At 68.7% G+C, this 18806-nt stretch carries 20 protein-coding genes; 8 read left to right on the forward strand and 12 right to left on the reverse strand.

Annotated elements, in window-relative coordinates; all coding sequences use genetic code 11:
• Nucleotides 1-20 precede the first annotated feature (20 nt).
• Nucleotides 21-974, reverse strand: coding sequence for a D-2-hydroxyacid dehydrogenase family protein (locus M5E06_RS28960; RefSeq protein WP_252141211.1), 954 nt, complete (start codon nt 972-974; stop codon nt 21-23).
• 15 nt (nt 975-989) lie between these two features.
• Nucleotides 990-1970 (reverse strand): phosphoribosylaminoimidazolesuccinocarboxamide synthase, encoded by a 981-nt coding sequence (locus M5E06_RS28965; protein WP_252141212.1) that lies wholly within the window; start codon nt 1968-1970, stop codon nt 990-992.
• A 124-nt stretch (nt 1971-2094) separates the two neighbouring features.
• Between M5E06_RS28965 and M5E06_RS28970 the strand changes: the two genes are divergently transcribed.
• On the forward strand, nt 2095-2850 hold the full coding sequence (locus M5E06_RS28970) for a 4'-phosphopantetheinyl transferase family protein (protein WP_252141213.1): 756 nt from the start codon (nt 2095-2097) through the stop codon (nt 2848-2850).
• Nucleotides 2851-3012: 162 nt separating this feature from the next.
• On the opposite strand, the gene M5E06_RS28975 is transcribed toward M5E06_RS28970, so the two are convergent.
• The 6 genes from M5E06_RS28975 to M5E06_RS29000 all read right to left on the reverse strand — a co-directional run bounded on the left by M5E06_RS28975 (nt 3013) and on the right by M5E06_RS29000 (nt 9189).
• Nucleotides 3013-4440: a S41 family peptidase gene (locus M5E06_RS28975; protein ID WP_252141214.1), complete on the reverse strand. Its 1428-nt coding sequence runs from the start codon at nt 4438-4440 to the stop codon at nt 3013-3015.
• Nucleotides 4441-4714: 274 nt separating this feature from the next.
• Nucleotides 4715-5437, reverse strand: a complete 723-nt coding sequence (locus M5E06_RS28980) for a sugar transferase (RefSeq protein ID WP_252141215.1) — start codon at nt 5435-5437, stop codon at nt 4715-4717.
• A gap of 133 nt (nt 5438-5570) precedes the next feature.
• Nucleotides 5571-6617: a hydrogenase expression/formation protein HypE gene (gene hypE / locus M5E06_RS28985; RefSeq protein ID WP_252141216.1), complete on the reverse strand. Its 1047-nt coding sequence runs from the start codon at nt 6615-6617 to the stop codon at nt 5571-5573.
• Between the two features lie 51 nt (nt 6618-6668).
• A complete protein-coding gene (locus M5E06_RS28990) occupies nt 6669-6893 on the reverse strand; it encodes a HypC/HybG/HupF family hydrogenase formation chaperone (RefSeq protein ID WP_252141217.1) in 225 nt (74 codons plus the stop codon).
• Between the two features lie 16 nt (nt 6894-6909).
• A complete protein-coding gene (gene hypB, locus M5E06_RS28995; RefSeq protein WP_252141218.1) occupies nt 6910-7926 on the reverse strand; it encodes a hydrogenase nickel incorporation protein HypB in 1017 nt (338 codons plus the stop codon).
• Between the two features lie 81 nt (nt 7927-8007).
• Entirely contained in the window at nt 8008-9189 is a 1182-nt protein-coding gene (locus M5E06_RS29000; protein ID WP_252141219.1) for a nickel-dependent hydrogenase large subunit, read from the reverse strand.
• Nucleotides 9190-9367: 178 nt separating this feature from the next.
• Between M5E06_RS29000 and M5E06_RS29005 the strand changes: the two genes are divergently transcribed.
• From M5E06_RS29005 to M5E06_RS29020, 4 genes are all read left to right on the forward strand, one after another.
• Nucleotides 9368-9958, forward strand: coding sequence for a HupE/UreJ family protein (locus M5E06_RS29005; protein ID WP_252141220.1), 591 nt, complete (start codon nt 9368-9370; stop codon nt 9956-9958).
• Between the two features lie 208 nt (nt 9959-10166).
• Nucleotides 10167-10811, forward strand: a complete 645-nt coding sequence (locus M5E06_RS29010; protein WP_252141221.1) for a YjbE family putative metal transport protein — start codon at nt 10167-10169, stop codon at nt 10809-10811.
• A gap of 98 nt (nt 10812-10909) precedes the next feature.
• A complete protein-coding gene (locus tag M5E06_RS29015) occupies nt 10910-11758 on the forward strand; it encodes a DUF3618 domain-containing protein (protein ID WP_252141222.1) in 849 nt (282 codons plus the stop codon).
• Nucleotides 11759-11770: 12 nt separating this feature from the next.
• Nucleotides 11771-12820, forward strand: coding sequence for a YihY/virulence factor BrkB family protein (locus tag M5E06_RS29020; RefSeq protein WP_252141223.1), 1050 nt, complete (start codon nt 11771-11773; stop codon nt 12818-12820).
• 13 nt (nt 12821-12833) lie between these two features.
• Here the strand turns inward: M5E06_RS29020 and M5E06_RS29025 are convergent, their stop codons facing one another.
• Nucleotides 12834-13577: a rhodanese-like domain-containing protein gene (locus M5E06_RS29025; RefSeq protein WP_252141224.1), complete on the reverse strand. Its 744-nt coding sequence runs from the start codon at nt 13575-13577 to the stop codon at nt 12834-12836.
• Between the two features lie 488 nt (nt 13578-14065).
• Here M5E06_RS29025 and M5E06_RS29030 point away from each other — a divergent pair, with 488 nt between their 5' ends.
• From M5E06_RS29030 to M5E06_RS29040, 3 genes are all read left to right on the forward strand, one after another.
• Nucleotides 14066-14242, forward strand: a complete 177-nt coding sequence (locus M5E06_RS29030; protein ID WP_252141225.1) for a hypothetical protein — start codon at nt 14066-14068, stop codon at nt 14240-14242.
• 247 nt (nt 14243-14489) lie between these two features.
• Nucleotides 14490-15188 carry a hypothetical protein gene (locus tag M5E06_RS29035; protein WP_252141226.1) on the forward strand — a complete coding sequence of 233 codons (699 nt, stop codon included), beginning with the start codon at nt 14490-14492 and terminating at the stop codon, nt 15186-15188.
• Between the two features lie 58 nt (nt 15189-15246).
• Nucleotides 15247-15831: a HutD/Ves family protein gene (locus M5E06_RS29040; RefSeq protein WP_252141227.1), complete on the forward strand. Its 585-nt coding sequence runs from the start codon at nt 15247-15249 to the stop codon at nt 15829-15831.
• Here the strand turns inward: M5E06_RS29040 and M5E06_RS29045 are convergent.
• From M5E06_RS29045 to yddG, 3 genes are all read right to left on the reverse strand, one after another.
• A complete protein-coding gene (locus tag M5E06_RS29045) occupies nt 15828-17159 on the reverse strand; it encodes a GH1 family beta-glucosidase (protein ID WP_252141228.1) in 1332 nt (443 codons plus the stop codon). The two genes, M5E06_RS29040 and M5E06_RS29045, sit on opposite strands and share 4 nt — an antisense overlap.
• Nucleotides 17160-17161: 2 nt before the next feature.
• The gene (locus tag M5E06_RS29050) at nt 17162-17500 is read right to left on the reverse strand and encodes an acyl carrier protein (RefSeq protein WP_085091864.1); all 339 of its coding nucleotides are present in this window, start codon (nt 17498-17500) and stop codon (nt 17162-17164) included.
• 267 nt (nt 17501-17767) lie between these two features.
• Nucleotides 17768-18709: an aromatic amino acid exporter YddG gene (gene yddG / locus M5E06_RS29055; RefSeq protein WP_252141229.1), complete on the reverse strand. Its 942-nt coding sequence runs from the start codon at nt 18707-18709 to the stop codon at nt 17768-17770.
• Nucleotides 18710-18806 lie beyond the last annotated feature (97 nt).

An 18806-nucleotide genomic window follows, 5' to 3' on the forward strand; every position in this document is an offset into this window, starting at 1 on the left:
CCTCCATCCCCTTTGCCCGTTCAGGCGGGAGAGAGCAGCCGCACCGGTGAGCCGGCCGTCCAGGCCAGGATGTCCTCCAGGGCGTCGCGGTAGAACACCGCGTAATTCTCCCGCGTCACGTAGCCGAGATGGGGCGTCAGCACGGTATTGGGAAGGTCAAGCCAAAGGCTGTCTTTCGGCAGAGGCTCGATGGGGAAGACGTCGATGCCGGCGCCGCCGATATGGCCGTGGCGCAGCGCATGGACCAGCGCCGCCTCGTCCACCAGCCCGGCGCGCGAGGTGTTGACGAGGAAGGCGGTCGGCTTCATCGCGCCGATCTCGTCCGCCCCCACCACGCCGCGGGTGCGCTCGCTCAGCACCAGATGGACGCTGACCACGTCGGAGGTCGCGAACAGGTCGCGCTTTTCCACGCGGGTCACGCCGGCCTCGGCGGCGCGCTCGTCGGTCAGGTTGGGGCTCCAGGCCACCACCTCCATGCCGAAGGCCTGTCCCACCTTGGCGACCTTGCTGCCGAGCTTGCCCAAGCCCACCAGACCAAGCCGCTTGGCCCCGAGATCGCCGGTCAATCCGGTCTGCCAGCGGCCTTCGCGCAGGGCGCGCTCCTCGGCCGGGATGCGCTTGGCCAGCGCCAGGATCAGGCCCCAGGTCAGTTCCGCCGTCGGCGCGCCGACCATGCGGGTGCCGCTGACCGGGATGCCGCGGGCGGCACAGGCCTTCAGGTCGATGGCGTTGTTGCGGGCGCCGGTGGTGACCAGCAGCTTCAGGTTCGGAAGCCGGTCGATCAGAGATGCGGGGAACGGCGTGCGTTCCCGCATGATGACTAGCACGTCGAAAGGCTCCAGCGCCGCCGCCACCGCGTCCGGGTCGCCGAGCGGCTGCTCGAAGACCGTCAGGTCGCTGCCCGGCGGCAACTGCGACCAGTCGGCGAGGTCGCGGGCGACCCCCTGGTAATCGTCGAGGACGGCGACGCGCATGGAGCCCGCTCCCGCTTACTTGGTGAAGTAGGGCGCCAGGTTGGCGCGGATGCGGTCGAGGATCGGCACGGCGGTGGCCGGCACCTCGAACGGGCGGCCGGTGATGGTCTCGCCGGCTTCGATGTAGAGGCGGGCGGCTTCCAGAACCACGTCGCCGGGGATCTCCGGGATGTCCTGGGTGTAGGGATCGCAGCGGGCGACGACCCAGTTGCGGACGAAATCCTTGTCGAAGCTCTCCGGCTTCCCGCCGGTCTCGAACCGCTCCTGATAGCTGCCGGCGAACCAGTAGCGCGAGCTGTCGGGGGTGTGGATCTCGTCGGCCAGCAGGATGTTGCCGTCCTCGTCGAAGCCGAACTCGTACTTGGTGTCGACCAGGATCAGGCCGCGCTCCGCCGCCATCTTCTGGCCGCGGGCGAACAGCGCCAGCGCCTTGTCCGACACCTCGTCCCACTGGGCGCGGGTCAGCAGGTTGCGGCCCACGATCTCGGCCGCGGTCAGCTCCTCGTCATGGCCGGCGTCGAAGGCCTTGGTGGTCGGCGTGATGATAGGGGTTTCCAGCCTCTGGTTCTGGCGCAGCCCGTCGGGGAAGATGTGGCCGTACATCTCGCGCCGGCCCTGCTTGTACATCGACCAGATCGAGGTGCCGGTGGTGCCGGCCATGTAATCGCGGACCACGACCTCGACCGGCATGATGGTCAGCCGCTTCGCCACCACCACGTTGGGATCGGGGTATTCCAGCACGTGGTTGGCGCAGATGTCCTTCGTCGCCACGAACCAGAAGCGGGCGGTCTGGGTCAGCACCTGTCCCTTGAAGGGGATGGCGGTCAGGATGCGGTCGAAGGCCGACAGACGGTCGGTGGTGATCAGGATCCGCCTGCCGTCCGGAAGGTCGTAGTTTTCACGCACCTTGCCGCGGTAATGATTGGGCAGCTCCGGGATGAAGGCGTCGCGAAGAACGTTGGTCAGGTGCGGGGCGAGCAGGGCGGTGTCAACCATGGGATCCTGGTCCGGATGCAGGGGCGGATGCGAGAGGCGCGCATGATACCCGAAACCCCTGCCGGAGCCAGGACGCTAAATTGAGAGGGAGGATCGCTGTCCGATGCATGACGGGAGCATCACAATGCCCGCAGCCGGGACCGCAACGGGGGGCGCCGGCGACTATGTCCTGGCGCCCGGAGTCGTCCGCGTCTGGTTCGCCGATTTGGCGGGGTTGTCGGAGCAGAAGGCGGCGATGCGCGCCCTGCTGTCGGACGACGAGGTGGAGCGCGCCGACCGCTTCATGATGGAACGGCTGACCGAGCGCTTCATCCTGCGGCGCGGGCTGCTGCGGCTGCTGCTGGGGCGCTGCACCGGGCGCGATCCGGCCGGGCTGGTCTTCGATTACGGCACGCACGGCAAGCCGGCGCTGGCCGGCGGTCCGGCCTTCAACCTCAGCGACAGCGAGGATTCGCTGGCCATCGCCGTGGCGGCGGAGGGGCGGATCGGCGTCGACATCGAGCGGTTGCGCCCGATTGAAAGCGCCGACGGCATCGCCGACCGCTTCTTTCACGCCACCGAGCGTGCTGCCTTGCAGGCGCTGGGTCCGGAGCAGCGGGACGAGGGCTTCCTGCTGGCCTGGACCCGGAAGGAAGCCTTCATCAAGGCGGCCGGGGTCGGGCTGTCGATGCCGCTCGACCAGTTCGCGGTGGAGGTGACGCCCGGTGCGCCGCCGACGCTGCTGGAGATCGACGGGCGGCTGCGCGGGGATGTCGGCGTGCCGGCCGACTGGAGCCTGTTCGACCGCCGGGTGCTGCCGGGCACCATCGCCGCCATCGCGGCGCATGGGACCGGTTGGACGGTGGAGACGCGGGTGATGGATGCGGGGTTCGTGGGGTAGGAAAACGCCCTCTCCCGCCCCGGGAGAGGGAGGGGACCCACCGAAGGCGGGGAGGGTGAGGGGTGACCCAAGCATCCCGAACCGCACGGCTCCTTGCGCTGCCCCTCACCCTTCCCATGCTCCGCATGGGCCCCTTCCCTCTCCCGGGGCGGGAGAGGGAATTTACTCTCCCCCGGCCAACGTCCCGGTCAGGCGGTTGCGGATGGCGGAGACGGCGCATTCCAGGGGGCGGTCGTCGTCGGGCTTGGGGGCCTTGTCCATCACGTCGGGGCACATGTCCTGCGCCAGCCACACCTGCGGCTTCGGCGGGACCGGGGCGTTGGAATCGCAGGTGGCGGGGTCGGGGTGGGTTTCTTCGGTGCTGCCGTGGGTCGGCTTGACCTCCAGGTTCGGCGAGACGCCGAAGCAGTCCACCAGCGCCCCCGACGGGCGGTAGTAGCGGGCGGTGGTCAGGCGGATGCCGGTGTCGACGCTGAGCGAGGAAATCGTCTGCACCGACCCCTTGCCGTAGGAGCGGGAGCCGAACAGCAGCGCCCGGTGATGGTCCTGCAGGGCGCCGGCCACGATCTCCGACGCCGACGCCGAACCGCTGTTGATCAGCACCACCACCGGCAGGCCGGCCAGCAGGTCGCCGGGGGTGCCGCGGTAGTTGCGGGATTCCTCCGGATCGCGGCCGCGGACGGAGACGATGTCCACCGTCTCCAGGAAGCGGTCGGCCACCTGCACCGCCTGCTCCAGCAGGCCGCCGGGGTTGTTGCGCAGGTCGATGACGGCGCCGGTCAGCCGGCCCTTCGCCTGACGGCGCATGGTCTCGATCGCCGCGTCCAGCGCCGTGGAGGTCGACTGGTTGAAGGTGGCGATGCGGACATAGGCGACTTTGCCCTCCAACCGGTAGCGCACCGGCTGGATCTTCACGATGGCGCGGGTCAGCGAGACGCGGGTGTTGGCCTCGGTCGAGGGCGGGCGGCGGATCGACAGGGCGACGGAGCTGCCGACGGGGCCGCGCATGCGGGCGACGGCGTCGTGCAGGTTCAGCCCCTTCACCGCCATGTCGTCGATGCGGGCGATCAGGTCGCCGCTGCGCAGACCGGCGCGGGCGGCGGGCGAGCCGTCGATGGGGGAGACGACCTTGATCAGGCCGCTTTCCTCGTCCATCGTCACCTCGATGCCGAGACCGCCGAACTCGCCCTGCGTCTGTTCGCGCAGATAGCGGTAGCGCTCGGCGTCGAGGAAGCTGGAATAGGGATCGAGCGAACCCAGCATGCTGTCCAGCGCCGCCTCGGTCAGCATGCGGTCGCTGGCCTTCGGGTTCTCCGCCTTCTTCTTCTTCAGCCCGTCCTCGGCCTTGTCGATCAGCACCTGCGGATCATAGGCCTTCACATGCTCCGTCAGGACGCGGCGCATGGCGTCGGAGAAGAGGACGTAATTGCGGTCGGCGGTGGACAGCGAGCCATAGCCGCGGATCTTCGCGAAATCCGTCCGGTAGCGGTCGAGAGCCGCCACGGTGTCGGCACGGCTGGTGGGGGCCACGGCGCAGGCGGGCCCGATCGCCACCATCATCAGCAGCAAGGCAGCCAGCAGCTTCGCCATCCTTGGACCCTCTTGACTGGCCGATCCGGCCGGCGGTCTTACGCGCATCGTTCACTTATACCAGTGTTTCGCCGGTTGCCGCGACCCTAGCACGTCGTCCGCCCATTCTCAAAATCCATCCCGATTTCGGCAAGAGGGTCATGCCCGAGGTGGATCGGCCGAACCGCGCAAGAGGGCGGACTCCAGAGATAGGGTGCGCAAACGGCGATGTCGCGCGCCCCGAGGGAGCGCGCGACCTATCCGAACGAATGAACGCTTTCGGAGTTGGCGGGCGTCAGTAGGCGCCGCTGCCCTTCACCACGACCCGCACCGTGCGCAGCATGATGCCGATGTCGGCCCAGAAGTTCCAGCCGACGACATAGGCGGTGTCGAGCTGGACGCGGCGCACGTAATCGACGTCGCTGCGGCCGCTGACCTGCCACAGCCCGGTCAGGCCGGGGCGGCAGCGGGTGTAGAAGGGGAAGCAGGCGTGATAGTAGGACACCTCGTCGTCGATGATCGGGCGGGGGCCGACCAGGCTCATGTCACCGCGCAGGACGTTGATGAGCTGCGGCAGCTCGTCCAGGCTCGATTTGCGCAGGAAACGGCCGACCGGGGTGATGCGGGGGTCGTTGCGCAGCTTGCGCGTCGCCAGCCATTCGGCGCGCGCCGTCTCGTCGGTGGCGAGCAGCCGTTCCAGCACCTCGGCCGAGTTGACCACCATGGAGCGGAATTTCAGGCAGGTGAAGGGGCGCCCGTCGGCGCCGATGCGCCGGTGGCCGAACACCGCCGGGCCGCCGTCGCGCGCCACCATCCAGGCAAGCACGAGCATCAACGGCCCGAAAAGGGCAAGCAGACCCAGCGCGCCGACAATGTCGAACGCGCGTTTCACGCGGTGCCTGTGCAAGGGTGGGCAACCGGGAAGCCGGTCCATCGCCTGCATCGCCGACCGGGTCCCGGCCATCCGGCCGGGGTCCAGACGGGGAGCGCCCAGAAGGGCGATGTTGGACAACGCCATTATATTCTCTCGTCGCTGATCGTCTCGGGTCAGAGCATAGGACCATCCGAGAGAGGCAACGGCCAGCGCGCGAAAGGGGTCCCGCCAAAGGGACGGTACGATTGGAAAGGGTGAGTTAGCCCGCCGGTACGGGTCAGCAGATCCGGGGAAGCTGTTCCCCGGTCAGCCAATCCACAATCCGGCGGCCGCCGAAGCGGGTCTCCATCTGAACGAAGCGGTGGGGGTCTTCCACCACACATCCGATGCGGGCGGCGTCCCGTCCCAACGGATGGTCGCGCATGACGGAGAGCAGACGGTCGCACTCCTCCTCGGCGCAGATCGCGATCAGCTTACCTTCGTTGGCGGCGTAAAGCGGGTCCAACCCCAACAATTCGCAAGCCGCCGCGACCTGCGCCCGCAGCGGAATGTCCGATTCGCGCAGCCGCATGCCGACGCCGGACTGGTGGGCGATCTCGTTCAGCGTCGTCGCCAGCCCGCCGCGGGTGGGGTCGCGCAGCACATGCACGTCCGGCACCGCCGCCACCATCGCCGCGACCAGCCCGTTCAGCGCCGCGCTGTCGGACAGGATCGCCGTCTCGAAGCCCAGATTGTCGCGGGTCGACATGATGGCGACGCCATGGTCGCCCATGGTGCCGCTGACCAGGATGACGTCGCCCGGCCGCGCCCGGTCGCCCGACGGGGCGACGCCCGGCGGCACCATGCCGATGCCGGTGGTGGTGATGAAGATGCCGTCGCCCTTGCCGCGCTCCACCACCTTGGTGTCGCCCGACACGATGGCAACCCCGGCCTCGCGCGCCGCGGCGGCCATGCTGTCGACCACCCGCTTCAGGTCGGCGAGCGGGAAGCCCTCTTCGATGATGAAGCCGGCGGTCAGGTGCAGCGGCACGGCGCCGGCCATGGCGACATCGTTCACCGTGCCGTGGACCGCCAGCGATCCGATGTCGCCGCCGGGGAAGAACAGCGGCGAGACGACGAAGCCGTCGGTCGTCATCACCATGCGCCCGCCCGGCACGTCGAAGGCGGCCTGGTCGTTGCCCTGGTCGAGATACGGGTTGGCGAAGGCGGCGGCGAACAGCTCGCGCACCAGCTGCGCCATCGCCTTGCCGCCCGACCCGTGGGTCATGTCCACCGCCCCGCGGGCGATGTCGAGCTTGCGGGTGAAGAGGCGGCGATCGGTCATGGCGGGGGTCCGGGTGGTCGGCGGGGGTGTGTGGGAGGCGCTGGATTCGCGTCAGGCCGCGGCGTCGGCGACTTCGGCCAGCAGAGCGAGCGTTCGCTCGGCCTCCTCGGCATCCAGGCGGGACAGGGCGTAGCCGACATGGACGATCACGTAATCGCCGATGGTGACGTCCTCCACCAGCTCAAGCGAGCAGGTCGAGGTGACGCCGCCCAGGCTGACGGTGGCGCGGTCGTCGGGCAGCAGGGCGGTGACCAGGGCGGGGACGGCGAGGCACATGGCGGCGATCCTTCGGTCAGATAGCGACGGTATGGGCGGCGGCGGAAGCGGTGTGGGCGGCGCGGGCCTCCGCCAGACCGTCGGCGATCCAGTCGTACCACTCCTCCAGCCCCTGGCCGGTGGTGGCCGACAGCTGGATCACCGCCAGCGACGGGTTCAGGCGCTGGGCGTAGCCGATCATGCGCTCCACGTCGAAGGTCAGGTGCGGCAGCAGGTCGATCTTGTTGACCACCAGCAGGTCGGCGCGGACGAACATGTCCGGGTATTTCAGAGGCTTGTCCTCGCCCTCCGTCACCGACAGCACGACGACGCGGTGGGTCTCGCCCAGGTCGAAGCCGGCGGGGCAGACCAGATTGCCGACATTCTCGACGAACAGCACGCCGTCCTCGGCGAACTGGCCGTCGGCCGCCAGCTTGTCGGCGGCCTGCGCCACCATGGAGGCGTCGAGATGGCAGCCCTTGCCGGTGTTGACCTGCACCGCCGGGGTGCCGGTGGCGCGGATGCGGTCGGCGTCGAAGCTGGTCTGCTGGTCGCCCTCGATCACCGCGACCGGGAAGCGGCCCTTCAGGTCGGTCAGGCTGCGGGTCAGCAGGGTGGTCTTGCCCGATCCGGGGCTGGACATCAGGTTCAGCACGAACACGCCGCGCTCGGCGAAGCGGCGGCGGTTGACGGCGGCCAGACCGTCGTTCTTCGCCAGGATGTCGCGTTCGATGGTGACCAGCCGCGGCTGGTTCAGCGCGGCGCCGCCGTCGATGGCATCGGCTCGGTCGGGGCGGTGGTGGTCGTGGGTGTGATGATGGTGGCCATGATCGTGGTCGTTATGGCTGTGGCGGAACACCGTGCCGTCGGGGGCGACATGCTCGTGGGTGTCGTCATGGTGGTGATGGGCGTGGTGATGCGCCTCGCCGTGGTGGTGGCGGTAGATTTTGCCGTCGGGGCCGATGTGCTCATGCTCGGCATCGGCGGCCTTGCCGTCGATCCCCTTGCCATCGATCCGGGTCTCGCCCTCGCCGCATCCGCAAACCGTGCACATCACGCGCTCTCCCGCTCTTCCATCCGCAATCCGTCCGCCCTGCCCATCATCGGTCTGCCCGCAGGCTTCGGCAAGCGCTCGTCATTCGTGTACTTCTATGCCGCAGGCGACGCAGGGGTCCAGCATCGCGACCAGCAGCCGCGCCCGGTCCACCGCGTCGTCGCGGTCGCGCACCTCGGCCCCCGCCAAGCCGCGCGCCAGCGGGCCGTCGGCGGCGAAGTTCCAGTCGGTCGGCGCCACCATGCGGGCCTCGGCCAGCCGGCCGTCGCCGTCCAGCCGCAGCCAGTGGGCCAGCCGCCCGCGCGCCGTCTCCGCCACGCCGCAGCCTTCGCCAGGACGCGACGATCCGGCGGTGGCGGGATCGGCGGGGCGAAGGTCCGCGATGGCCGCCTCCATCCGCCGCGGCAGCTCTTCCAGATCGGCGAGCCGCGCCGCGAACAGCCGGGCGAGCCCGTCGCCGAAGCGTTCCGTTACCGAGACGACCAGCGGATGGTCGACCTGCCGTTCCAGCGGGCCGGTCAGGGCAGGGGCATCCTTGTACCGGGGGGTGGCGGCGAAGGACGGGTTGCCGGATAGCGCCGTCGCGTACCAGAGGGGCGACCGCTCAGCCAGCAGGGGTGTGCCGCAGGCGCCCCAGCCGGCCAGATCGGGCGACAGCAGCCGGGAGGCCAGCCGCGCCGCGTCGCTGCCGCCGCCTGCCGCCCAGCGGGCGAGGTCGTCGGCATCCTGAGGCGGCGGGCCGGCGAAAACGGTCGTCCCCAGCCAGCCGGTTATCCGCACAAGGATATCCTGCAGGGCCGCCGTGTCCGGCCGCAGAACGCCGCCGCCGGGCCGCAGCCCGTCCCTGGCGGGGTAAAGCGTCGGCATGATCGCCGACACCGCCGCCCGCAGATCGCGCAGGGCCGCCGGCCGCGGCGGGGCGCCGAGGCGCGCCGGCCATTCAACCACAGCCTGCCAGCCATGGCTGTCCAGCGCCTCCGCATCGGTCAGCAGGGCGCGGGCGGTCTCGTGGGGAGTGGCGTCGATGCCCAACGCCGCCTCGCAGGCGCGGGCGACGGCCAGCCCCTGGGCGCTGCCGCACAGGCTGAACAGCAGGGGCGCCAGCCGCACAGCCTCCTCCGCCTTGCGTCCGACCAATGCTGCGACGGCGCGCGGGCGGCGGGTGGCGACCTCGGCCCGGCGGATGGCTTTGCCATCATTCCCGCCATCTAGCCACAGCCGGACGGATACCGAACCCTCTCCGGGAAGCGTGGCGGTGGACATCGAGGATTCCTGTGGCAACGGGCAGCGCATCGTGACGGATCGGGGGTGCAACTCATTGACCTGCGTCAAACGACGTAGATCCGGCGGGGCGGAACCGCCGTCTCGGCCATGGCCGGGCTGATGCTTTCTGCTACACTTCGCCCCGACAGCGCGACACGACATCAGAGGATGCTGGTCAATGAAACGTTTCTCCCTCGCCTCGGCCGCGCTGCTGGCCGGGCTGGTGCTGCCCGCGGTCGCCGACGCCCACACCTTCGGCGCCCATGACGCCGGCTTCGCCCATGGCTTCCTGCACCCGGCCGGCGGCTGGGACCATCTGCTGGCGATGGTCGCGGTCGGGCTGTGGGCGGCGCAGCGCGGCGGTGCCGCCCTGTGGGCGCTGCCGGCAGCCTTCGTCACCGCCATGATCGGCGGCGGCCTGCTGGGCATGAGCGGCATCGCGCTGCCGGCGGTGGAACTGGGGATCGCCGGGTCGGTGATCGCGCTGGGCGTCCTGGTCGCCGCGCAGTCGCGCCTGTCGCTGCCGCTGTCGATGGCGTTGGTGGCGCTGTTCGCCGTCTTCCACGGCCATGCCCATGGCGCCGAGATGCCGGAGGCGGCACAGCCGCTGCTCTACGGCCTTGGCTTCGTGCTGGCGACCGCGCTGCTGCACGGCGCCGGCGTCGCCGCGGCCCTGTCGCTGCGCGGCGCCGCCGGGGCGGCATTGGCCCTGCGCGGGCTGGGTGCGGCGATTGGTTTGGGCGGCGTGGCGCTGGCCGCGCTGGCCTGATCCGGAGCCTTGCGACCCCAAGTTCATGGCGAAGGCCGGGCGGGAGACCGTCCGGCCTTTTTGCTGCGTATTCAGCCGCCGCCCCACGCGGGACCGCGACATTTTTCCACTTGCGCCGGGAGACAAGGTTGCGCCGCCGCGTGTTCACGCGCTATAGGGCAGGCCTTCCCCGCCCGCATCTCCTCAACTGAAAATCGACGGACAGACCGTGGACTCGCTGATTCCGGAATTGATCGCGCTTGCCCAGGTGGTGTTCATCGACCTGGTGCTGGCCGGTGACAACGCCATCGTCGTCGGCATGGCCGCCGCCGGGGTGGCGCGGGAGAAACGCGCCCGCGTGATCTTCTGGGGCATCGCCGCCGCGGTGGTCCTGCGCATCGGCTTCGCGCTGGCGGCGACCCGGCTGATGGACATCATCGGGCTGACGCTGGCCGGCGGATTGCTGCTGCTGTGGGTGTGCTGGAAGCTGTTCCGCGAGCTGCGCAGCCAGCGCGAGGAGGCGGAGGCCGCCGCCCTGATGGCCGAGGAGGGCGACGACGCTGTCCCCACCCCCGCCGGGGGTGGCAAGTCGGTGGGCGCCGCCATCCGGCAGGTCATCATCGCCGACGTGTCGATGTCGCTCGACAATGTGCTGGCGGTGGCGGGTGCGGCGCGCGAGCATCTGTGGGTGCTGGCCATCGGCCTTCTGCTGTCGGTGGCGCTGATGGGCGCCGCGGCGACGGTGATCGCGCGGCTGCTGAACCGCTTCCACTGGATCGCCTATCTGGGGCTGGTGGTCATCGTCTATGTCGCCGTCCGCATGATCTGGCAGGGCAGTATGGAGGTCATGGCCTTCGCCCAGCATGTGGGCTGAACCTGTGAACTGACCGGGTGGGGTCTTGGCCGGCGCGGTCGGAACAATCGGCGTCTCCTGGTGTTGCAAGCCGGCAGCCCCCACAGGAGACGCCCGGCATGACCCATCACAACGACGCCATTCCGTCCGCCGCTCCGTCCGATGCGGCCGCCACACCCACCACAGCCACATCGCCCCAGGGCCGCCGGCCGGAAGAGATCGAGCACGAGATCGAATCGATCCGCGCCCGCATGGACTCGGTGATCGACGAGATCGAGTTCCGACTGTCGCCCGGCCAGATGTCCGGCGGCGTGGTGCAGGTGGTGCGCGACGTGATCCAGGGCGGCGGCGACGGGCTGTCCGGCCGCATCGCCCGCGCGGTGCGCGCCAACCCGATCCCGGTGGCGCTGATGGGCGTCGGCGCCCTCTGGCTTGCCGTGGCGGTCGCCCGCACGCCGGAATCGACCACGGAGTTCGACGATTACGATCCCCATGGCCGCCATCTCGATCCGCGCAGCCGGCATCTGCTGACCGACCTGATCGCCGCCTGCCGCGACGGCTCGGAAGCCTTCCGCCGCGCCGACATGACCATCGCCGATACGGCCCTGTCCGCCCGGCTGGAGGATCTGGCCGACCAGCTCGACCGCAGCGCCATGGCGCTGGACGCCGAACTGCGCACCGGCGGCGGCTGGATCGAGACCGCCGGTGACGGCACGCGCGTCTGGTCGCCCATGCATGGACTGGCGGAGGCCAGCGCCCGCAGCGTGATGGCCGGGGCCGGCGGGCCCGGGGCGCGCGGCGACCTGCTGGCCCGGCTGGAAGGCGGGCTGGACGGCACGCTGTCGCTGTTCCGCGATGCCCTGCACGATGCGCCGGACGATCATCTGCAGGTCGTCATCGGCGCCCAGTTCCACGCCATCGAAACGGCGCGCCATCGCGTCGGCGCGTTGCGCGAAGCCGTGGTCTGAGGAGGGCGGGGCATGCTGGGGCTGAGCCGACGCCATTACTACGAGCACCGGAACCGTGCGGGCGGACGCGCCGCGAATGACGGCAGCGGCAAGGGGGGCGGGGACGGCCGCGGCCGGTCGGCGGACACCCCGTCGGACATCCCCAAGAAGGGTTGGAAGGACATCCTGCTGCGGGTGTGGGACGAGCAGAGCAAGGACAATGTGTCGATGCTGGCGGCCGGCGTCGCCTATTACGCTCTGCTCGCCATCTTCCCCGCCGTCGCGGCGCTGGTGTCGATCTACGGCCTCGTCGCCGATCCGTCGATGATCGAGACCCAGCTGAACCAGCTGGGCAGCCTGCTGCCGCCGGAAGCGCTGTCGATCGTCAGCGACCAGGCGCGCAAGGTGGCGACCGCCCCGTCGCAGGGGTTGGGCTTCGGGCTGATCTTCGGTCTGCTGCTGACGCTGTGGAGCGCCTCGCGCGGCACCAATTCGATGGTGACGGCTCTCAACATCGCCTATGGCGAGAAGGAGACGCGCGGCTTCCTCAAGTTGGCGATGCTGTCGATGGGGCTGACGGTGGCGGGCCTGCTGTTCGTCATCCTCGCCATTGCGCTGATCGTCGCCGTCCCGGCCGCCATCAACATCATCGGGTTGAAGGACACGCCGATCGGCTGGATCGCCAGCCTCGCCCGCTGGCCGATCCTGGCGGTGACGATCATGCTGGCGCTGGCCGTCTTCTACCGCTACGCCCCCGACCGCCGCGAGCCGCAATGGCGCTGGGTCACCTGGGGGTCGGCGGTGGCGACCGTGGTCTGGCTGCTGGGGTCGTTGGGCTTTTCCGTCTATGTGTCGAACTTCGGCAGCTACAACGAGACCTACGGCTCGGTCGGCGCCGTCGTGATCCTGCTGCTGTGGTTCAACCTGACCTCCTATGTCGTGCTGATGGGGGCGGAGCTGAACGCGGAGATCGAGCACCAGACCGCCCGCGACACCACCGACCGCGACGGCCACGCCTCCCGCCCGATGGGCCGGCGTGACGCCTATGTCGCCGACACGGTGGGCGAGCGGAAGGCCGGCTGACTGAATTCATGTATCATTTGACGGCGGCGTTCAGGGACTCGAAGGTTCCGGCGAAATACGACACGTTGTGCCATGGCCGCTTGCTCAGGGCTTCGGCAAGCTCCCGCGCCTGCTGCGCATCGCGGCCGAACAACACGATCCGCGTATTGAAGTCATCGAGGGGCATGGGAGCCCCCTGGACCTTCGCAGCAGTCTCGGCTGTGAGATTGTGCGCACGCGGCAGACTGCCTTTGCCGAAGTCTTCAGCCGACCGCGCGTCGAGGAAGACCGCGGTCTGATCGTTCTTGAAGATCCGCAGGACCCCTTCGAGGTCGATTTCGGTCGGGCCGCCGAGCGCTCGCCAGACCGGCATGCCGAGCTGATAGCGGCGCACGTTCGTGAAGCCAGCATCGAGCAGTTGGGCGGCCATGCGCCGGCTGGCTTGGCAATGAGGCCCATTGCAGTAGAGAACCAAAGCCTTGCTCTTGTCGCCGTCCACCAGCTTCTCGACCCCGGCAACCGCTTCCGATGCAGGGCCTTTGAGAGTGTTCGCTCCGGGAATATGCCAGTTCACGAATTCGGCATGGGGACGGGTATCCAGGATGGTTGCACCCCCTTGCGAAACGATGCGGCGCATGTCCTCGGTGCTGATCTCCTGTGTCTTCTGGTCGGTCTCTCCAATGACCGCCTGATAGATGGTCATATCGCGAGCGAAAGCAGGGCCTGAAAGGAGCGTTGCCGCAACGGCTACCGAGGCGAGGAAACGAACGTTGTTCATGACCAAGCTCCATCCACGGAAGGTGTGCGACAGAATTCAACGCAACATCGCCAAACCGGCGTCATGGCGGGTTTGGCGATGGGCACTTCGCTATCCGAGAAATGGCGGAGTATAGCCCCGGCCGCCGAGCCTTGTACCGATCCCACTCAGCTTAGTCCGGATAATTCGCGGCCTTGCGGCGCCGGCCGTTCGCACCCGCCGAGATATCCCTTGGCCAAAATCCTTCTTGGCAGGGCGGCAACCGCGCGCTATGGTCGCCGCTATGCGACAGACGCTTTCCATCACGTCCATTGGACGTTCCCGATATTTTGGCCGCTGGTTTCGTTCGGCGGCCTAGGAACGCGCATCTGTCGCTCACTCCCGAAGCCGCCCGGACCGACCCGCGGCGGCTTTCGTGTTTGTGACCCCGGCCCTTGATGGGCCTCACATCCTGAAAATCCGAGCACGGGCGACCCGGGCGGCTTCATCACCAGCCGAGAGAGGTTGTCATGTTCGATTTCGATGTCGTCACCGGCCCCACCCAGCCGCCCCACTGCCCGATCGCCGAAGACTCCGCCGCATCGGAGGCCGCCGAGTCGTCCCCGCAGCCGGCAGCCCTGGCCGCAGCGGCCGGAAGCACCCGGTCGGAGTCGCTGCCGGACAAGGGGGAAAAGCCGCGGTCCTGAGCCGGATGGGGCCGCCGACCGTGGCGTACAGGTCCCGCATCCGGACTTTCGACCAAAAAAATCACGAATCCTGCCTATGTTCCGCCGGCTGTTGTCGTATACTCCCTTAGGGCAGACGTGTCCGGGTTACGGCTCAGCCGGCCGTACCCTCTGTTTTGTGGCTTGGTGCTCCTCAACCGGCGTTCGGATCGGGTTTTCGGACTTGTTTTCGGGTGTGGGGATCGGATCGGAAGAAGGATGACTGATCATGGCGGATGATGCTCTCTCAAGCGTCAACTCCCTGGTGTCCAGCCTCAACGCCTCGATCAACAATGCGGTCGAGGCGATCAAGAAGTCGCAGAGCAATCAGGCGGTCGGCGACGTCAAGGAGTTCTCCAAGACGGTGAAGAAGTCGGCGCTGACCACCGCGGGCGGCGCCACCGACATTGGCGTGATTTCCAAGAACACCACCCGCCTGAATGTCGCCAGCACGCTGGCCCCGAATGACAAGGTCGATTTCTACAAGTTCAAGGTCGTCACCAAGGGCGAGCTGACCATGGGGCAGGTCGGCGACGACGGTGTGCATGTCCAGCTGATGAACCGGCTTGGCCGGGTGATGGCCGACAGCGATCCGAAGGCCGGCGACAATTATACCGCCTTTAAGAAGCTGCAGGCCGGCAATCTGTCGGTCGACAAGGGCGACTACACCCTGCGCGTCACCCGCGACAAGGGGCAGTCGGACAAGGACCCCAAGAACTACGCCATGCAGCTGGTCATGGGCAATTACAGCCAGGACTACGACACCGTGGCCAAGCAGCCGGCCAAGGGTGATACCGGCCTGACGCTCACCACCGGTCAGCAGGCGACGCTCGACGGGCTGAATCAGGCCATCGGCAGCATGAACTCGATCCCCACCGGCCAGACCGGCACACAGAAACTGATGGGCAGCTTCAGCCTGTTCGTGTGAAGCCGGGCTGTCGGCTGTGCTATGACCGGGCGGAGCCGATCCGTTCCGGAGCAGACCCTTGCAGTCCAAAAACCCGTCCATCACGCGCCTGACCCCCGACGACCATCGCCGCGTTCCCTGGAAGAATGGCGGCGGCGTCACCACCGAACTGGCGGTGGAACCGGCTGCCGACGGGCGATTCGTCTGGCGCGTCAGCATCGCCGACGTGGTCGAATCCGGCCCCTTTTCCGCCTTTCCCGGCTATGACCGGCTGATCGCGGTGGTGGAGGGCGACGGCATGCGCCTGTCGGTCGATGGCGCCCAGCCGGTCGAACGCCGCCGCCTGGACCCCGCCTTCGCCTTTCCCGGCGAGGCGCCGGTCTGGTGCGAGCCGACCGCCGGCCCGATTCGCGACGTGAATCTGATGCTCGACCGCGCGTCGGCCACCGGCGCGCTGACCCTGCTGGCGGGAGGTCCTGCCCATCGCGCCGCCGGCGACGTGCTGCTGGTCCATGCGCTGGCCGGCACGCTGACGGTCAACCCGGACGGCGGCGATGCGCTGACGGTTCCCGCCGGCCACAGCCTGCTTCTGCGCGACACGGCCGCGCTGGTGGAGGCACCGGACGGGGCGGAGGGCGTCTGCGCGGAGGTGCGGCGGCGCTAAGCCTTCGCCGCCCGGATCAGATCCGCGTACCAGCGCGCCGAGTCCTTCGGCGTGCGGGCGAGGGTCTGGAAATCGACGTGGACGATGCCGAAGCGCTGGCCATAGCCGCTGCCCCATTCGAAATTGTCCAGCAGCGACCAGACGAAATAGCCGCGCACGTCGGCGCCCTGGGCCATCGCGTCGCGCATCGCGGCGTTGTAGATGGTCAGGTAGTTGATGCGGTGCGGATCGTGGACCCTGCCGTCGGGGCTGACGGTGTCGCTGCCGCCGCAGCCGTTCTCCGTCACCACGATGGGCAGGCGGTAGCGGCGCTGGATCGTCAGCAACTCGTCGCGGAAGGCGTCGGGGAAGATCGCCCAGCCGACGCCGTGAGTCGGCGAATCGGGCGGTGCGTCGCCCCAGCCATAGCCCCAGGTCCGGGCCGGCTCGGCCTTGGCGAAGATCGGGCCGTAATGGTTCAGCCCGAACCAGTCCGCCGGCCGGGCGATGCGCGCCATGTCGCCGGGCTGGACATAGGGTTCGATGGCGGCGGCGGTCTGCGGCGGATAGTGGCCGAGGATCTGCGGATCGCAGAAGACCAGATTCCAATGCTCGTCCAGCAGGGCGGCGGCGGCGCGGTTTTCCGGCGTGTCGGTCTCGGGGATCACGACCTGCCGGTTGTGGATGGCGCCGATGGAGGCCCCCGGCACCATGTCGCGCAGCACGTCTACCCCGGCGCCATGGGCGAGGTTGACATGGTGGATGGCGCGCAGATGCTGGGCCCGGTCGACGATTCCCGGCGCCGCCCAGGGGATGGCGTAGCCGAACAGGGTGAAGACCGAGAATTCGTTGAAGGTGATCCAGCGCTTCACCCGGTCGCCGTAGCGTCGGGCGCAGAGCGCGGCATAGTCGGCGTACCAGCCGGCGCAGTCGCGGGCCGACCAGCCGCCCAGATCCTGCAGGGCCTGCGGCAGGTCCCAATGGTAGAGGCACAGCCAGGGCTCTATCCCGGACTCCAGCAGCCGGTCGATCAGCCGGTCGTAGAAGTCCAGCCCGGCGTCGTTCACCGCGCCCTTGCCGCGCGGCATCACCCTGGGCCAGGAGATCGAGAAGCGGTAGGCGTCGACGCCCAGCCCCTTCATCAACGCCACATCCTCCGGCATGCGGTGGTAGTGGTCGCAGGCGATGTCGCCGGTGTCGCCGTTCACCACCCCGCCCTGGGTGCGGCAGCGGACGTCCCAGATGCTGGCGCCGCGCCCGTCCTCGGCCGCCGCCCCCTCGATCTGGTAGGCGGAGGTGGAAACGCCCCAGACGAAACCCGGTGGGTAAGAAAAGGTCCGGTCGGTCATGGTCAGGCTGCGATCTGGTTGATGCTGCGGCAGCGGGCCTCGAAGGCGTCGGAGATGAATTCGGGGCGCTTGTAATAGCCCTTGATCCAGCTCGCCAGCAGACAGAGTTCCTCCAGCTTCACCAGCTCGTCCAGCGTTCCTTCGGGAAAGCGGATGGCGAAGCTTTCGGAGATGTATTCCAGAACCTGTTCGACCTGATCGATCGACAGCTGGATATCGGTCTCCAGGGTCGCATTGCGGGTCAGCAGAGCCTCGTCGACCCCATATTCGTCGCGGATCAGCTTCACGATCCAGCGGAACATGTGCATCCAGTTGGATACACCCTCGATCGACTTGCTCATCGCGACGCTCGGCTTTGGGTTGCGCGAAAGGGGTAGGCAACAGCGACTGTACGCACCGATCGTTAAAGAATAAAGCAGTCAGCATCGGGGTCTCCCGCCGGGCGCGGCAAAAAACCGCGCGGGATTTGCCACCTCCGCGGGCAAGAGACCGACGGTTCCGTAACGTCCGATGCCACTCCGTGCCGATTCCCCCCAAATCGACCGCAATTCGCGTCCAAGTGATAGCCTGCCGTGATCAGGGGCGGGGCAGTCCGCGCACCGCCACGCTCACCTCCGTCGCAACAAGTCCTTGCTGGCGAGCAGCGAACCGCCGGCGATCAGGGCGCAGGACACCCAGATGATGCCGGAGTTGGGGGCAAGGCCGAACAGGACCAGCAGCAGGGTCGACAGCAGCGGCGCCAGATAGGACAGCGCCCCCAGCGCCCGGATGTCGCCGTGGCGCACGCCGTAGTCCCAGACGAAGAAGGCCGCCCCCACCGGTCCCAGCCCCAGCAGCAGCATCGCTCCCCAGCCGGCGGCGGTCTCCGGCCAGACGGTGCGTTCCAGCGCCAGATGGCAGAGCAGCGACAGGATCGCGGTGACGAGGCAGAAGGCGCTGACCGCGTCGGTCGGCGCCTCGCCGATCTGGCCCAGCCGGCGGCGAAGCACCGAATAGCCGGCCCAGGTGACGGCGCTGCCGAGAGCGGCGGCATAGCCCGGCAGATGCGCCGGGTCGATCGAGAATCCGCCCATGGAGTTGCCAGTCCCGCCGCGCGCGATCAGCAGAACCGTGCCCGCCAGCCCGGCCAGCGCGCCGCCGACATGCCAGGAGCGCAGCCGCTCCCCCGGCAGCAGGGCGGAGAACAGCACGATCAGCAGCGGCCACAGGTAGTTGATCAGGTTGGCCTCCACCGGCGGCGCCGCCTGCAGGGCCATGAAATAGAGGAAGTGAAAGCCGAACAGCCCGCCGACTCCCAGCGCCCAGGCCGCCAGCGGCTGGCGGAAATAGCGCAAGGGATTGTCGCCGCGCGAGGCGGTCCAGCCGCTGCCGACCAGGAAGGCCAGAAGGAAGGAGGTCGCCACCAGCTGGAACGGCGGCACCATGGAGGCCAGCGTCGCCAGCGGGGCCAGCGTCGCCCACAGCAGGATGGCGGTGAAGCCGACCAGCGTGGCGCGGTTGACGGATCGGCGGTCAGGCACGGTGGCGGAGGGCGTGGCGGAGACGGTCATGATGCGTGTCGGTCGGTTGGCGCGGGGGAGGCGACCATAGCCGGCCGGCGGACGGCTGTCTTGACCGGACCTCCGCCGCGCATTGACCGAAGCTCCG

This window comes from Azospirillum sp. A1-3, from assembly GCF_023806445.1.
Classification (GTDB): domain Bacteria; phylum Pseudomonadota; class Alphaproteobacteria; order Azospirillales; family Azospirillaceae; genus Azospirillum.

What these genes read in the sequence shown, in the direction of transcription:
- M5E06_RS29045 (WP_252141228.1), bottom strand. Translation starts at nt 17,159, where the DNA reads ATGACCGACCGGACCTTTTCTTACCCACCGGGTTTCGTCTGGGGCGTT.
- M5E06_RS29015 (WP_252141222.1), top strand. Translation starts at nt 10,910, where the DNA reads ATGACCCATCACAACGACGCCATTCCGTCCGCCGCTCCGTCCGATGCG.
- M5E06_RS29005 (WP_252141220.1), top strand. Translation starts at nt 9,368, where the DNA reads ATGAAACGTTTCTCCCTCGCCTCGGCCGCGCTGCTGGCCGGGCTGGTG.
- hypB (WP_252141218.1), bottom strand. Translation starts at nt 7,926, where the DNA reads ATGTGCACGGTTTGCGGATGCGGCGAGGGCGAGACCCGGATCGATGGC.
- M5E06_RS28970 (WP_252141213.1), top strand. Translation starts at nt 2,095, where the DNA reads ATGCCCGCAGCCGGGACCGCAACGGGGGGCGCCGGCGACTATGTCCTG.
- yddG (WP_252141229.1), bottom strand. Translation starts at nt 18,709, where the DNA reads ATGACCGTCTCCGCCACGCCCTCCGCCACCGTGCCTGACCGCCGATCC.
- M5E06_RS29000 (WP_252141219.1), bottom strand. Translation starts at nt 9,189, where the DNA reads ATGTCCACCGCCACGCTTCCCGGAGAGGGTTCGGTATCCGTCCGGCTG.
- M5E06_RS29050 (WP_085091864.1), bottom strand. Translation starts at nt 17,500, where the DNA reads ATGAGCAAGTCGATCGAGGGTGTATCCAACTGGATGCACATGTTCCGC.
- M5E06_RS29035 (WP_252141226.1), top strand. Translation starts at nt 14,490, where the DNA reads ATGGCGGATGATGCTCTCTCAAGCGTCAACTCCCTGGTGTCCAGCCTC.
- M5E06_RS28990 (WP_252141217.1), bottom strand. Translation starts at nt 6,893, where the DNA reads ATGTGCCTCGCCGTCCCCGCCCTGGTCACCGCCCTGCTGCCCGACGAC.
- M5E06_RS29025 (WP_252141224.1), bottom strand. Translation starts at nt 13,577, where the DNA reads ATGAACAACGTTCGTTTCCTCGCCTCGGTAGCCGTTGCGGCAACGCTC.
- M5E06_RS29030 (WP_252141225.1), top strand. Translation starts at nt 14,066, where the DNA reads ATGTTCGATTTCGATGTCGTCACCGGCCCCACCCAGCCGCCCCACTGC.
- M5E06_RS28980 (WP_252141215.1), bottom strand. Translation starts at nt 5,437, where the DNA reads ATGGCGTTGTCCAACATCGCCCTTCTGGGCGCTCCCCGTCTGGACCCC.
- M5E06_RS28975 (WP_252141214.1), bottom strand. Translation starts at nt 4,440, where the DNA reads ATGGCGAAGCTGCTGGCTGCCTTGCTGCTGATGATGGTGGCGATCGGG.
- M5E06_RS29020 (WP_252141223.1), top strand. Translation starts at nt 11,771, where the DNA reads ATGCTGGGGCTGAGCCGACGCCATTACTACGAGCACCGGAACCGTGCG.
- M5E06_RS28965 (WP_252141212.1), bottom strand. Translation starts at nt 1,970, where the DNA reads ATGGTTGACACCGCCCTGCTCGCCCCGCACCTGACCAACGTTCTTCGC.
- hypE (WP_252141216.1), bottom strand. Translation starts at nt 6,617, where the DNA reads ATGACCGATCGCCGCCTCTTCACCCGCAAGCTCGACATCGCCCGCGGG.
- M5E06_RS28960 (WP_252141211.1), bottom strand. Translation starts at nt 974, where the DNA reads ATGCGCGTCGCCGTCCTCGACGATTACCAGGGGGTCGCCCGCGACCTC.